Here is a 12866-nt window from a genome sequence, read left to right on the forward strand (position 1 = left end):
GTGTTTGCAAACAGCGCGTTTGTTTCCGCGCCTGAGCGGTTGGTGGTCCGTAGTGGTGGGCGTCACCCGCTTCGCTTCAAGGTACGCTACGGGGTTCACCAGCACCCGACCGCCGGACTGGTGCTGATCGATACAGGTTACGGCCCCCGGGTCACGGAAGGTTCTGGGCGCAGTCTGCCGCTTCGGATCTATGCCAGTCTGCTCCGGCCGACGCTGATCGAAGAGCATCAGCCCACCCGTGTGCTTGATCGCCTGGGCGCAAGCACAGCAGATGTTGCAGCCATCGTGCTGACCCATTTTCACGCCGATCACGTTGCCGCGCTTCACCTATTCCCGAAGGCGAGGATCTATGCGAAGGCAGCAGTTCACGCTCGTATCGAGGCGCGCTCAAGGATTTCCAATCTGCGCCACGGCGTCTTTGACGAGTTGCTGCCGCAGGATCTCTCCAGCCGGATCGTCGATATCGATAAACTCTCGGTCAAGCCCGCTCCCAATGGGCTTGGCGAAGGGGCTGATCTCTTTGGTGATGGTGAGACGCTGGCCGTCAATCTGCCCGGTCATGCGGAAGGCCATTTCGGCATCTGCTTTGCCGCACAGCCGGTGCCATTGCTTTATGCGGTCGATACCCAGTGGTGTGCGGCAGCGCTTGATCCCGGCAAGGCCCCCGGACTGCCCGCGGCTCTTGTCGCTTCGGATCGCCGGGCACTTGCGGCAAGCAGCCGCCGGGTTGCCGCCTTCCGGGAGCAAGGCGGCGACGTTCTGCTGTGCCACGATCCGTCCGACAGTCCATACGATTTGCCGGAGGCCCCGCAATGAGCGGGCGTTTTCAGACTGGCATTGCCTTTGCGGAAACGCTCTGGACCGGCCGCAGTGGTCGATCTCGAAAGGCTTTCGAGGACTGGCAGAAACGTCGACTGGATGCCTGGCTGCGCCAGTCACTTCCCAAGGTCGATTTCTACCGCGATGCACCACCGCGCCTCGACCAACTGCCTATCATCGACAAAGCCACCGTGATGGGCCGGTTCGAGGCCTTCAACAGGGCCCGGATCTCCGCCGAGACCGGGTGGCAGGCCTTGGAGGCGGGCGGTGAGATCGACGGGATCAACATCGGAGCCAGTACGGGCACCAGTGGCAACCGCGGCCTCTATGCCATTTCCGCACCGGAGCGGTTCCGCTGGCTCGGCACCATTCTGGCCAAGACCTTACCTCGCTTTCTCTGGCATCCGGAACGGGTTGCGATCATCCTGCCGCAGTCCTCCTCGCTTTACGAAAGCCCGGCCAAACTGCGGCAACTGCACTTGCGGTTCTTCGATCTGCGCCATGGCATCGCTTCCTGGCTGGACGAACTGGAAACCTTCAATCCGACGACCATCGTCGCGCCGCCGAGGGTGTTGCGGCACCTGGCGGAAACGTCAGGCCGTCTAGCCCCTCACAAGCTTTATGCAGGTGCGGAAACGCTCGACCCGATCGACCGGGTCGTTGTCGAGAAGAGGTTCGGCATTCCCCTCGGGCAGATCTACATGGCAACCGAAGGCCTTTTTGCCGTCACATGCGCCCATGGCCGTCTGCACCTTGCCGAGGATGCCAATTTTTTCGAGTTCGAGCCGATTGCCAACGGTCTTGTCACCCCGCTGGTGACAGGCTTTCGCCGCGATTTCCAGATCATGGCGCGATACCGGATGAACGATCTCCTGCGCCTGTCGTCGACACCATGCTCCTGTGGTTCGCCGCTTCAGACGGTTGATGAAGTGATCGGACGGATGGACGATATCTTTCTCTTCACCAGGGAAGCGGGAACGGACGTACCGGTTACGCCAGACATCCTGCGCAATTCGGTTCTGGATGCCTCGCGCGAGATATCCGATTTTCGCCTTGTGCAGGAAGAAGATGGATCGGTGACCCTGCTACTGCCACCGGAGGTGGCGGAGACGAGCGCTGAAGCGGCCATTGCGGCACTTGGCAAAACCCTGAGCGCACTGGGCCTCGTACCTGCAATTTCGCTCCGCCGAGAAAGGCTGCCCCTGGAAAGCACCCGCAAGCTACGGCGGGTGGAAAGCCGGTTTAGGCGGCAGGCTCAATCATGACCACAGCGCAGGATACGGTCATGCGGGACACGTCGGCCAATGGAGGTGTGAGCAACACCCCCGAGACCGTTCATGCCTTCGTGCGTTTGTGCAACGACTTTGCCATGCCTGATCTTGTTGCCAACCTCACGACGCGTGTCAGCTCGCTGGAGATTGCTGGGCGGTGTTTTCCCGTGACGATCAACGAACCGAGCCGTCCGCCGACGTGTTACATCTGTTCACCCAGCGCTGCCTATATCGACTATGCAATCGAGGAAACGCGCAATTTCCTGAAGTCGCCACTGACCTACCATCTGGTGCGACCGCTGATCCGGGCCTGTGCGCCGCTGATCGCGGCCAGCGGGCTTGATCAACAGGTGCAGGTGAACAACTGGCTGCTGTCGACCAATCCAGTTCCGGAAATCGATGCAGCCGCAGCCCGCGAGATCGCCAGAACCCTGTCTCAGCGCCATCCGGAGCATGCCATTGTCATCCGCTCGCTCAATGGCCGGGCGGACCGGTCATCGATGAACGCCCTCAGGCAAGCTGGGTTCAGGCTTCTGGCGGCACGGCGGATCTATCTCTACTCCGGTGACCAAACGCCAGGACGGCCGACGCAAAACCGCCACTACGACGCAAGGCTGATGCAACAGACGCCCTATCGGCTCGCGGAAAACGACAGCTTCGAGGGTTCGGATTTTGACCGTGCCGCGGAGCTCTACAAGATGCTCTATCTCGACAAGTACACACCGCTCAATCCGCAGTACACCGCAACCTACATCCGGGAATGCCACCGCAGAGGCCTGTTCCAACTGCTTGGTTATCGCGATGACAGCGGCCAGTTGGTGGCGGTAGCCGGTTTCTTTGCCAACGGCCGCACATTGACGCAGCCGCTGGTTGGATACGACACCCGCCTGCCGCTGAAGGAGGGGCTCTATCGGCTGGTCATGGCGGCAGGACAGGACATTGCAGACCGGCACACTCTCTTTTTCAACATGAGCGCGGGCGCCGGCCACTTCAAACGGCTGCGCGGGGCAGAACCGGAAATCGAGTTCAACGCCGTCTATGCGGGCCATCTGTCCCGGCGCAGGCAACTGGCTGTGCGAAGCCTCGAAAAGCTTCTGTCGCGCATCGGCATTCCCCTTCTGGAGGCCTTCGACCTATGACTTCATCAAAGGATTTCTGGCAGGCCGCGGCGCTCGTGAAGGATTTGAAGCGCCGACCGGCCCGTGTCGAATTCGGCGGCGAACCTGTGGTGCTGTTCAAGAGCGCGTCGGGCATTTCGGCTCTGGCCAACCGTTGTCCGCACCGGCTGATGGAACTGTCGAAAGGAAAGGTCGTCCGAGGCGAGATCGAATGCCCCTATCATGGCTGGCGTTTTGACGGCGGCGGACGCTGCACCGCCATTCCGGGACACATGGGCGACGTGCCGGGGTACCGGATTCCCGGCCTCAAGACCTTCGTGAAGGACGGCGTGGTCTTTCTTTCCAAAGGAGACCCCGCAGGTGAACCCTACCTGCACCCGATGGAAGGCAGAAAGACAGTGGTGCGCCTCGTGCGCAGCAGCACCAACTCGACATTGATCGATGCTGCCGAAAACATCCTCGATGCGACCCACACCCATTTCACCCACAAGGGCCTGCTGCGCGGCCTCAGCAGCAAGCGGCACCGGGTTCGGGTCGATATCACCGGTGGGCCTGGCTGGGTCGAGGCCGTCTATACCGGGGAGGACCGGCAGCACGGCCTGATCAGCAGGCTGCTGGAAGCCGGGCGGGTGCGGACTGTCGGGCGGTATCGCTTTCCCGGTATCGCCGAGCTGGAATATTGGGGCGAAAACGGCCTTGCACTGGCAACCACCTTCCATTTGCGGCAGGCGGCCGACGGACTTGTTGAAGGTATCGGTTGCCTGATCGGACCGAACGAGGGACTGCTCGACCGGGTCAAGTCCTGGATGTTCCAGCCGATGTTCCGCATCGCTCTGGAACAAGACCGCCGCGTGCTGAAATCCTCGCTTGAAAACGCAGCTCGGTTTCCGGACGCAAAACCTCTGATCGGACCGCTCGACTATTTGCGCCGGGACATCGCAGCAATTGAAAAAGGCGAGCTACCGGGCGCCGCGCAATCCCCAAGGACCGCTTATATCGAGCTTTGATCCGGCCCGTTCCACTCGATGTCCCTTGTGGTGGCGCTTTGAAGGCTGATGCGATTGCGCAGGGCAATGGCCGCGATTTCCAGAAAGGTGGGTATTTGTGCACGTCCAGGCGCTGGATCGTCCCCGGTTCCGAGGATCTCCTCGGCTGCGCCGAGCACCTTGCGGAAGCGACCGACGTCCCCTGAGCGGAGCGCTGCAGGCAGGCCATAGACCCACATGGCAAGACGCACCGCCTGAATGCCCGTTACATCCGGCAAGACTTCGTCACCACCTTGCAAAAGCGTGCGGACAAACCGGGCCGCGTCCTTGAAAAAATGCAGGCCGCTGGTCGCGCGCGGATTACATTCCAGCGGGCGCACAGAGCCGTCTTCAAGTCGCATCAGGTCAAACGAAACCTGCCCGGTCCAACCGGTGTTCCCGACGAATGTTTCGATTAAAGCCCGTGCTGCCGGATCCGTTACCGGTTCAAAACAGATCCCTGCGCCAGCACCGGCCCGGTAAAGCGAACGGTATAACGACACTGCCAGCACCTTGCCGTCGCGCGCCAGGACGTAGGCACTGATCTCGTCTCCTTCCAACCGTTCCTGGGCGACCCAGGGCATTGCAGCGCTCGGCGCCACTTGCTTCAACTTGCGGGACGCTGGCGACACAAGGACCTGACCGGCGAAGCGCGACCAGACGGGCTTGAACACAAGGCTTTCGGCCTGCCTGACAAGGTCGGTGACATTTTCCCGAGACGTCAGCAGCCGTGTTTCGGGCACGGCGATCCCGAACCCTTCACACAGCTTGATGAAATCATGCTTGTTGTGGGACGTTTGAAGCAGGTCGAGACCTGGCGCGAACAGTTCCGCCCCAAGGCCACGCCTCTCCCGGATTGCCGCCAGGTAGAAGACCTCCTCGCAGGTCGGGACAATCAGGGACGGCTTTTCGCGTTCGATCAGCGCCTCGAGCGCATCAGTGAAATCTTCCGGATGAAACCTTGGCGATGGCAGACGCTGATAGAGTGCGCAGGCACGACTTGCCCGGGAGACTGGGCGCGCGGGCATATCGGCCAGAACAACACGCCAACCAGCGGCATGAAACAGCCGGGCGTGATGCAGGGCAACAGGCGCGCGAGCACCCGTTATCAGAACAGTCTGGCCGGAAGAGGCATGGCAGCCGGGCTGCATCGTCGTCAGATTCCCTTATCGAATGCAGATCCCGGCATCCGACGCCCCTCAGCGTTCGGCTTCGTAGCGCGCTTTGGTTTCCTCGTTCATCGGGTAAAGGCCCGGTAGCTTCGCACCTGCGTCGACCTGCTCGACGATCCAGGCCTCCATGCGTTCCTGTTCGGGGGCTTCTTTCAGCACGTCATCAAGCGTGGCTGCTGGGATCACGACCGCACCATCGCCGTCTGCCACAATGATATCGCCCGGAATGATCGCAACACCGCCGCAGCCGATGGTTTCCTGCCAGCCGACGAAGGTTAGACCGGCTACCGAAGGCGGGGCCGAGACACCGCTGCACCAGACCGGCAGATCCGACGCCAGCACACCGGCCAGATCGCGCACTGTGCCGTCTGTGACCATGCCAGCGACATTGCGTTTGCGCATACGGGCACACAGGATATCGCCGAAGACACCGGCGTCGCGGATGCCCATCGCATCGATGACCGCGACGCATCCTTCCGGCATCTCCTCGATAGCGGCACGTGTTGAAATGGGAGAGCCCCAGGAAGCGGGCGTTGCCAGGTCCTCACGCGCAGGCACGAAACGAAGGGTAAATGCCGGCCCGACGATCCGAGGTCTGGAGCGATCGAGCGGCATTGCCCCGCGGATCCAGACGTTGCGCAGTCCCTTTTTCAGAAGGATCGTGGTGAGTGTCGCCGTGCTGACGGATTTCAGGATTTCGACGGCTTCAGCGGACAGGGTCATTAAGGCCTCCGGAAGATGGCGCTGACAAGAAGCAGCAGGTCAGAAACGGTATCCAAAAAGCGATGCCGCCAGTCCTGCCAAGGGTGGGCTGCCCGCGGCACGGGAGCCGGCGGATCAACCGGCATATTCCGCCGGATCGCATTGCCGGCCAAGGGATTTTTGAAACGGGAAAGTCAGGAACCGGCCTGGCGGATTACGAGCGGTGGAAAGCCTTGCACCGCCGCGACAGAAACTTCATGGCCTGAGGCTCTGAGCAGGATTGCAGACCCTGCCCGATCGCTTGACCGGCGCTTTGCAGGCAACCTTCACGGCGCTGATAGCGCCAGCTGCGGCCTGCGCCGTGATCAGGATGGCCTTGCCGAAATTTTCTCTAGCAAGTCCGGGAGACTGGCGGGACGACTGAAAGCCTGTTGCAACGAGAACGGATATTAGGCCTGCGACATGCGCAATTCATCCGGCCTTCTTGAAACCGAGGCCGGAAGTCTGCGGGCATTTCCGTTGCGCTTGCATCAGCACGTCCTCACGCGCCTGTGCGCGGGATCAGGAAATCGTCAGTTCAAGCGCCGGGTGCAGACGCTGCAGGTTGCGGAGTGATTTCGACTGCCAGGGAATGGACTTGGAGCCCAGAACCCGAACGCCGACTTCCGGCTGCTTTCTGATTTCGATCGTGAACTTTGCGAGCAGGTTGATGCCGGAGCTGTTCAGGAATTCCAGGCTTGTCAGGTCCATGGTGATGAGTTCCGGCTTGGCCGCCAGAACGGAATTCATGATGTCCAGAATAGGTGCGTAGGCATCTGTTCCTGAAAGCCGCATCGTTCCTTCGTAGTGGATGGCGGAGCCTTCAGTCCAAACGCGGTAATCGTTCGTGCTGATTTCCATTGTGATTTCTTCCTTTGGAATATGTCAGCGATCAGGAAAGTCGCAAAGAAGCATATGTCGTCAACTCAACGCCTTCACTTACACGCTCAGACGCGAAAGACCAGCCCAATTTGGCCTCGTAGTCGCTCATAAGTGTGAGCAAACCCAGGCCTGAGCCGGAGGAGTCAGGGTTGAGGGCGTTCTCCTCGATGCGTTCCAGGAGCAGCTCTCCCGGTTCGCGGTCGAGCAGGGCTTTCAGGTGACCCTGAAACTTGACGGCCGTTTCCTGGTCGATCCGGTTCACGATCCGGATTTCAAACGTCTGTTCTTCCAGCGAGCTGTGAATCGCGATGTCGCCGCCGTGACGGAACTTGATCGCATTTTCCAGAATCTCGTTGATCATGTAACTGATGCTGTGGCGGGCATCGACAGGATCGATGCCTTTGCCGCAAACCCTGCTGAAATATTCCCCGATAAAATCCGATGTCAGGCCGCAATGATGCCAGCTCAGCTCCAGCGGCTCTGCCATCAGCGTGAGACAAAATTGTCTCGCGTCTCCGCCGTTCAAAGCAGCCGTCTCTCCAAAATCCTCGACCATGCCTTACCTATGCTTCAAGACAACAAGAGTGATGTCATCAAATACCTTGTAGTCGCCGATATGCGACTTCACATCATTAATGACCGCCGCGGCAATACCTTTAGCGGATTTTTCGCGATTTTCATGGGCGCTCTGGGCAAGCCGGTCGAGGCCATACATCTCGCCCTTCGCATTTTCCGCTTCCGTGATCCCGTCCGTATGCAGGATCAGGATGTCGTCGGGTCCGAACGCAAGATCCAGTGTGGCCACGAAGGGTGAAATATCGGCCTCGAGCCCGACCGGGAAACCGAGGTCCATCGTGTCGATCCGTTCGGTTTCGCCATTGGCACGAATGATCAGCACTTCCTCGTGCTGGCCGGACAAGGTGACCTGTCCGTCCTCATAGTCGACGAAGGCAAGGGTCAGGTGCTTGTCTGAATTGGTACGGGTGATGTTCTTGTAGACAGCGCGGTTGAGCACATCCAGGAAGGCAATCGGATCCTTGTCCCCCTTCTCCTGAAGCGCACGGGCAACCGACTGCACCATGAGCATCAACACGCCGCTTTCCAGGCCGTGGCCGGTCACGTCGCCGATACCGACCTTGATGCGGCTGCCGTCGAACAGGACGTCGTAGTAATCGCCGCCGACTTCGTCTGCCGGTTCCATGAAGGCGGCAATCTCGATCTGCGGGATGACTTCCAGTTCGCTCAACCGTGGCAGAACCATTTCCTGAATGCGCTTGGCGACATCCAGCTCGGCTCCGAGGCGCAGGTTTTCCGATTTCAGCCGCTTGTTGAGCTCGCCGATCTCGTGGTTCGCGGTTTCCAGCTTCCTGGTCCGCTCCTCGACGAGATTTTCAAGGTTCTCCGTATGATAGCTGATCTCTTCCGCCATCCGGTTAAACGCAAGCCCCACGGCCGCAACCTCGTCGCGGGTCGGAATAGCAACGCGAACCGAATAGTCCTTGTTCTGCAGCGCACGCGCTGCGGCGGCCAATTGCGACAAGCCCTTGGTGATACGGCCGGAAATGGCATAGACCGCAACGAACACAACGAAGATACTGACGCAGAAGGCAATCAGCTGGTAGTTCAGGATGCGGGCCGTCGCCTCGGAGATGTTGTTGGTGGCATCGATCAGCGACTGGTAGATCTCGCGTTCGGAAACGACAAAGCCCAGCGTCATCGTTTCCGAGGTGATGCCGGTTCCATCCCACAGGTTGGTCGGGTTGAGCTGCTTGAGGACCAGAAGATAGGGGACCTCTTCACCGTCATTTTCAAGGAAGATGTGCTTGATGACGGTCTCGTCCTTGGCACTGAGTTCAAGGGAAGAAATGGCGGGCTGGCTGCTTTCCTTGAGGTTCCGGTTCACGCCGGTAACACCCTGGCCGCTGACGTCGCTCGAAACCAGACCCAGTGTCGCCTCGCCGGCTTTCGGCGTTGCCACCACGTTGCCGTCGGACATCGTCAGGAAGCCGAAGCCGTTTTCCGAAATCTCAAGGCTTTCGACGAGCGAAGTCAGCTGTTCGAGCGTGATGTCGACCGCGACCATGCCCGCAACGTCCTTGCGATCCTGCGTCCACAGGGGATGGAAGAAGCTGACGATCAGCTTGCCCGTGATCGCATCGATGTAGGGAGCTGTGGTGACGATATTGGATTCAACCGGCTTGGAAGACGGATCCTTGATCCAGCCTTGCCAACCTTCGTAAACCCCGGGAAAGAAGAAATCCCAGAAGTTCGCGCCTTCGTTATGGCCGGGGTAAAGCAGGTCGAATGTCTGCGCCTGTTCCGAATAAGGGGTCGCGCGCATGATCGACGCGTCCTTGGGGCCGACATAATAGATCTGCAGCTTGGGAGCGCCTGTCGACATCATCGAAGGCCCGACAAGGCTGAGGAACGAGCTGTTCTTCAGCTCATCCGCGGCCTTGGGAAGCGGGTTCTTGTCTTCATCGAGCAAGTAGCCCCAGACGCTGACTGCGGAAGGAACACCCTCGGTGTTCTGCGACCAACCACCTTTTTCGTCGTAGACCAGACCGGAAGAAAACTCCGAACTGCCTTCAATCGTGTTGCCGACCGCTTCCTGGATATCCGGGTGGTCGATCAGCGTCTGCATCGACGAGGCAAGCGTCGCAAGTTCCGAATGAACACGCTCGATCAGAAGGTCGGCGCGGAACGCAGTCGTGTCGATGTAGGTTTCCAGATAGTCTTCGGTCGCGGTGGTCAGGCCTTCACCGACCTGCTCCGTTGCATCCCTGGACAGTTTCTGCACGTTCCAGATGCCGATGCCACCGGCAAGCGCCAGATCGAACAGCACCGCCACGCCCACGACAAGAATGAACTTGGCGCGAAAGCTTCGCAGGGAAAAGCGACCTATCTGCTTTTCACTCTGAGGGCTCTTTACCGGTGCATTCATAGCGGCTTACGCCCCGAGGCAACCCAGATCGGCCAGCCCGCATACCCCTTGGGGTGGAGCGCTGCGAAAATATGATCATCAAAACCCTTGGCGAAGCGTTCGATGAACTCGGGGCTGTCGCCGCGCTCCTGCGCCATTTTGCCGGCAAAGAGATTTTTCCACGAGGCGATGACGTCTGCGAAATCCTGCGGGTCGCCGTCGGTGTTGGTGACCATGAAGGAGCCTATGGTGACGTTTTCAAAACCACCGTCGATCAGGAGGCGCCGGCATTTCGGGCCGATTTCGATATCCATATCGAAATGGTGCCAGAGTTTGGCGACCTCGTTATAGGTCCACTGGATAGACTCCGATCTCGGTTCGCCGAGGCAATGGGAGTTCTTTTCGTTGGTCACGTAAATGCGGCCGCCCGGCTTGCAGATACGATAGAGCTCCTTGAGGATCAGTTCCGGCTGATCGAACACCTGCAGGGAATGTCGGCAGGTCACGAAGTCGAACTGATTATCCTCCAGCAGCATGTCCGCGGCATCGCCAAAGACATAGTCAATGCCCTTGATGCCGAAGTCGGCGGCGACACGGCGTGCGTAGTCGAGGCTGGATCTGGAATGGTCCAGCGCGACAAGCCGGTCCGGCTCGAACTCCTTTTGCAGGAGCACGGCGAAATCGCCGATGCCGCAGCAAATGTCGGCCACCTGCATCCCCGGCTTCAGGCCGTGGCGGCGAAGGAGTTCCTTCTCATGGCGCCAGGTAAGCTTGGTCTGTGTCCGCAGGACATGAATGAATTCACTGTCCTCGACGAAGGACTGTCCCGGGTAGAACTCGTTGTCGTATTCGCTGACGGTGATCTTGTCGGACATCGTCTCCAGCACAGCGAACTTGCGCGTTGCCCAGCCGACGACACTCGACGTCGTCACATGAACGCTCAGATCGCTGCGGTTGCGCACAAGATCCAGGATCTTGCCGGCAAATGCGTGGAAGGCGACGTTGTTCATGCGCACCAAGCGCCTGACGTTGACGTAGAATTTTCCGCTCACCTTGGCGACGGACTGTTCCATCGCGGAAAAGCAGCCATGCAGTTCCTCGGCCCGCTGGGGGCGCAAGCTGCCATGGAGCGAGAACTCCTGATCGTTCTCGTTGAAGGTCCATTGAAAGGCCTGTGTCATATTATCAGCGATCATTCTGTGTCGTCCTCAAGCACGAGCTCTGCAACCAGGCTCATGCGGCCGTCTTCGCTCCGTCCGATGGCGAGCCGGGCGCCGTAGTCCACGCCGAGTTCCAGGAGCCCCAGGCTCGCATCCGGTTCGGCGTCGGCAAACAGCGCTTCCAGATAAAGCGTTTCGGCGTCCTCGCCGTTGACCTTCGCAATGGCGGTCTCATAGATCTTGTAGGTTTCTTCGTCCGCAGGGAAAGTCAGTTCGATCCTGTCGACATTGCCGTCGCGCTGAACCGCGCATTGCAGTTTGCCGCCTGAGCCGTGCGTGCGGTACACCGCTTCCAGCAGCTCGTTCAAAGCCGACGAATAGAGATTGGAAAACAGGAGCGAATCCAGCCGGTTGTGGCTGACCATCCGGGCAATGTATCCCGACATGAGATCGCAATGGGTCCAGTCGGTGCAAAAATCCTTGATGTCCAAATCCAGGTGAATCATCTGCGGCAGACCGGAATTTGATGATATGCCTTCAGAAGGTGCCTGCATTTTTATTCCCCCGCTGGCGTGGTCAATTGCACCTCAAAGCGATGCACTTCTGTTATACGAGAAAGCTGGAAATTTTGGCCGATTGGACTCGTGTCATCGATAATTCATGTATTTAACAATACGGTGTCGCTCATTGCCAAGGATATATCAACCGCGATTGCTCCAATGTTTTCTGCTTCATTAACATAGCAGCAGAACTCTAAACTTTGGGTTTCCACCGCGCGTCCGTAAAGGCATCATATTTACAACATGACAAGCACCAGTAATTTTGGCGCCGCTGCCCAACCAGACACTTCCGCTGGCGAACTCGCGCGAGTGCGCAGAGAACTTGAGGAATTGCGCGCTGAACATGACGACCTCAAGCTGCTTTACGAGGCAACGATCGAACATGGCGAGGCCGTGGAAGACCAGTTGGCCGAATACAACATCCTGCTGACCCGCACCCAGGAACGCCTGGAAGCGGAGCTTCGTGATGCCGGCAATTATGTTTATTCCATCCTGCCGGAAAGGCGACCGGAAGCCCCGAAAGCGGACTGGCTTCTGGTGCCGTCGACCGAACTGGGCGGTGATTCGTTCGGATATCACGACCTCGACGACGATCATTTCGCAATTTACCTGATCGACGTGTGCGGCCATGGTGTCGGGGCCGCATTGCTGTCTGTCGCAATCATCAACGTGCTGCGCTCGAATGCGCTTGGGGGCACCGATTTTCGTGACCCGGCAAACGTTCTTGCCAAACTGAACAATGCCTTTCCGATGGAACGGCAGAACAACATGTTCTTCACCATCTGGTATGGCGTCTACCGGCGCTCGACCCGGCAACTGGCCTATGCCTCCGGCGGCCACCCTGCTGCCATTCTCATGCGACCTTCGGCATCGGGACTGGACGTCATCGGCCTCGGAACGCCGGAGGGCATGGTTATCGGCGCCATCCCAGATATGGAATTCGATGGCGGTACATTCGACATTCGCCCGGGCGACCGATTGCTCGTCATCAGCGACGGTACCTACGAAATCGAGGATGCGGATGGCCGGACGCTGACCTGGGCCGAGCTCGCGGACAAATCGAAATCCGTGGACGGAACCGTCCCTCAAGCCATCTACGACTGGCTGGCCACATTCCACGACAATGCGCCCCTGCCGGACGATTTCTCCATGATGGAATTTGCCTTCTGAGGGAAGCGCCTTGCAGCAAGGTGCC

The 12866-nt window shown here is 59.2% G+C and carries 12 protein-coding genes; 5 read left to right on the forward strand and 7 right to left on the reverse strand.

Annotated features, from left to right (window positions below; genetic code table 11):
• From ACP90_RS26505 to ACP90_RS26520, 4 genes are read left to right on the forward strand one after another with little or no spacing between them, the layout of a single operon-like run.
• On the forward strand, window positions 1-816 hold the full coding sequence (locus ACP90_RS26505) for an MBL fold metallo-hydrolase (protein ID WP_286145774.1): 816 nt from the start codon (window positions 1-3) through the stop codon (window positions 814-816).
• On the forward strand, window positions 813-2084 hold the full coding sequence (locus ACP90_RS26510) for a CoF synthetase (protein ID WP_062491014.1): 1272 nt from the start codon (window positions 813-815) through the stop codon (window positions 2082-2084). The genes ACP90_RS26505 and ACP90_RS26510 overlap by 4 nt, the downstream gene beginning before the upstream one ends.
• Window positions 2081-3229, forward strand: a complete 1149-nt coding sequence (locus ACP90_RS26515) for a hypothetical protein (RefSeq protein WP_062491016.1) — start codon at window positions 2081-2083, stop codon at window positions 3227-3229. Before ACP90_RS26510 ends, ACP90_RS26515 begins: the two co-directional genes overlap by 4 nt.
• Window positions 3226-4215 carry a Rieske 2Fe-2S domain-containing protein gene (locus ACP90_RS26520; RefSeq protein ID WP_062491018.1) on the forward strand — a complete coding sequence of 330 codons (990 nt, stop codon included), beginning with the start codon at window positions 3226-3228 and terminating at the stop codon, window positions 4213-4215. The genes ACP90_RS26515 and ACP90_RS26520 overlap by 4 nt, the downstream gene beginning before the upstream one ends.
• Here the strand turns inward: ACP90_RS26520 and ACP90_RS26525 are convergent.
• The 7 genes from ACP90_RS26525 to ACP90_RS26555 form a co-directional block, all read right to left on the reverse strand.
• Window positions 4200-5384, reverse strand: coding sequence for an ATP-grasp domain-containing protein (locus tag ACP90_RS26525; RefSeq protein WP_062491019.1), 1185 nt, complete (start codon window positions 5382-5384; stop codon window positions 4200-4202). The genes ACP90_RS26520 and ACP90_RS26525 overlap by 16 nt on opposite strands.
• A 48-nt stretch (window positions 5385-5432) precedes the next feature.
• Window positions 5433-6128, reverse strand: a complete 696-nt coding sequence (locus ACP90_RS26530; protein ID WP_022999182.1) for a ribonuclease activity regulator RraA — start codon at window positions 6126-6128, stop codon at window positions 5433-5435.
• 540 nt (window positions 6129-6668) lie between these two features.
• Window positions 6669-7007, reverse strand: a complete 339-nt coding sequence (locus ACP90_RS26535) for a hypothetical protein (protein WP_022999184.1) — start codon at window positions 7005-7007, stop codon at window positions 6669-6671.
• Between the two features lie 31 nt (window positions 7008-7038).
• Window positions 7039-7584 carry an ATP-binding protein gene (locus ACP90_RS26540; protein ID WP_062491022.1) on the reverse strand — a complete coding sequence of 182 codons (546 nt, stop codon included), beginning with the start codon at window positions 7582-7584 and terminating at the stop codon, window positions 7039-7041.
• A 3-nt stretch (window positions 7585-7587) separates the two neighbouring features.
• Window positions 7588-9972, reverse strand: coding sequence for a SpoIIE family protein phosphatase (locus ACP90_RS26545; protein WP_062491024.1), 2385 nt, complete (start codon window positions 9970-9972; stop codon window positions 7588-7590).
• Entirely contained in the window at window positions 9969-11147 is a 1179-nt protein-coding gene (locus ACP90_RS26550) for a class I SAM-dependent methyltransferase (protein ID WP_022999187.1), read from the reverse strand. Before ACP90_RS26550 ends, ACP90_RS26545 begins: the two co-directional genes overlap by 4 nt.
• Complete coding sequence (locus ACP90_RS26555) at window positions 11144-11665, reverse strand: hypothetical protein (RefSeq protein ID WP_022999188.1); 522 nt, start codon at window positions 11663-11665, stop codon at window positions 11144-11146. The genes ACP90_RS26550 and ACP90_RS26555 overlap by 4 nt, the downstream gene beginning before the upstream one ends.
• A gap of 315 nt (window positions 11666-11980) precedes the next feature.
• Here ACP90_RS26555 and ACP90_RS26560 point away from each other — a divergent pair, with 315 nt between their 5' ends.
• The gene (locus ACP90_RS26560) at window positions 11981-12841 is read left to right on the forward strand and encodes a SpoIIE family protein phosphatase (protein WP_062491026.1); all 861 of its coding nucleotides are present in this window, start codon (window positions 11981-11983) and stop codon (window positions 12839-12841) included.
• Window positions 12842-12866 lie beyond the last annotated feature (25 nt).

The sequence above is a fragment of the Labrenzia sp. CP4 genome (assembly GCF_001579905.1).
Lineage (GTDB): Bacteria > Pseudomonadota > Alphaproteobacteria > Rhizobiales > Stappiaceae > Roseibium > Roseibium algicola.

Coding starts and splice junctions, on each gene's coding strand:
- ACP90_RS26520 (WP_062491018.1), top strand. CDS start 3,226: ATGACTTCATCAAAGGATTTCTGGCAGGCCGCGGCGCTCGTGAAGGAT.
- ACP90_RS26525 (WP_062491019.1), bottom strand. CDS start 5,384: ATGCAGCCCGGCTGCCATGCCTCTTCCGGCCAGACTGTTCTGATAACG.
- ACP90_RS26530 (WP_022999182.1), bottom strand. CDS start 6,128: ATGACCCTGTCCGCTGAAGCCGTCGAAATCCTGAAATCCGTCAGCACG.
- ACP90_RS26515 (WP_062491016.1), top strand. CDS start 2,081: ATGACCACAGCGCAGGATACGGTCATGCGGGACACGTCGGCCAATGGA.
- ACP90_RS26555 (WP_022999188.1), bottom strand. CDS start 11,665: ATGCAGGCACCTTCTGAAGGCATATCATCAAATTCCGGTCTGCCGCAG.
- ACP90_RS26510 (WP_062491014.1), top strand. CDS start 813: ATGAGCGGGCGTTTTCAGACTGGCATTGCCTTTGCGGAAACGCTCTGG.
- ACP90_RS26550 (WP_022999187.1), bottom strand. CDS start 11,147: ATGATCGCTGATAATATGACACAGGCCTTTCAATGGACCTTCAACGAG.
- ACP90_RS26545 (WP_062491024.1), bottom strand. CDS start 9,972: ATGAATGCACCGGTAAAGAGCCCTCAGAGTGAAAAGCAGATAGGTCGC.
- ACP90_RS26535 (WP_022999184.1), bottom strand. CDS start 7,007: ATGGAAATCAGCACGAACGATTACCGCGTTTGGACTGAAGGCTCCGCC.
- ACP90_RS26540 (WP_062491022.1), bottom strand. CDS start 7,584: ATGGTCGAGGATTTTGGAGAGACGGCTGCTTTGAACGGCGGAGACGCG.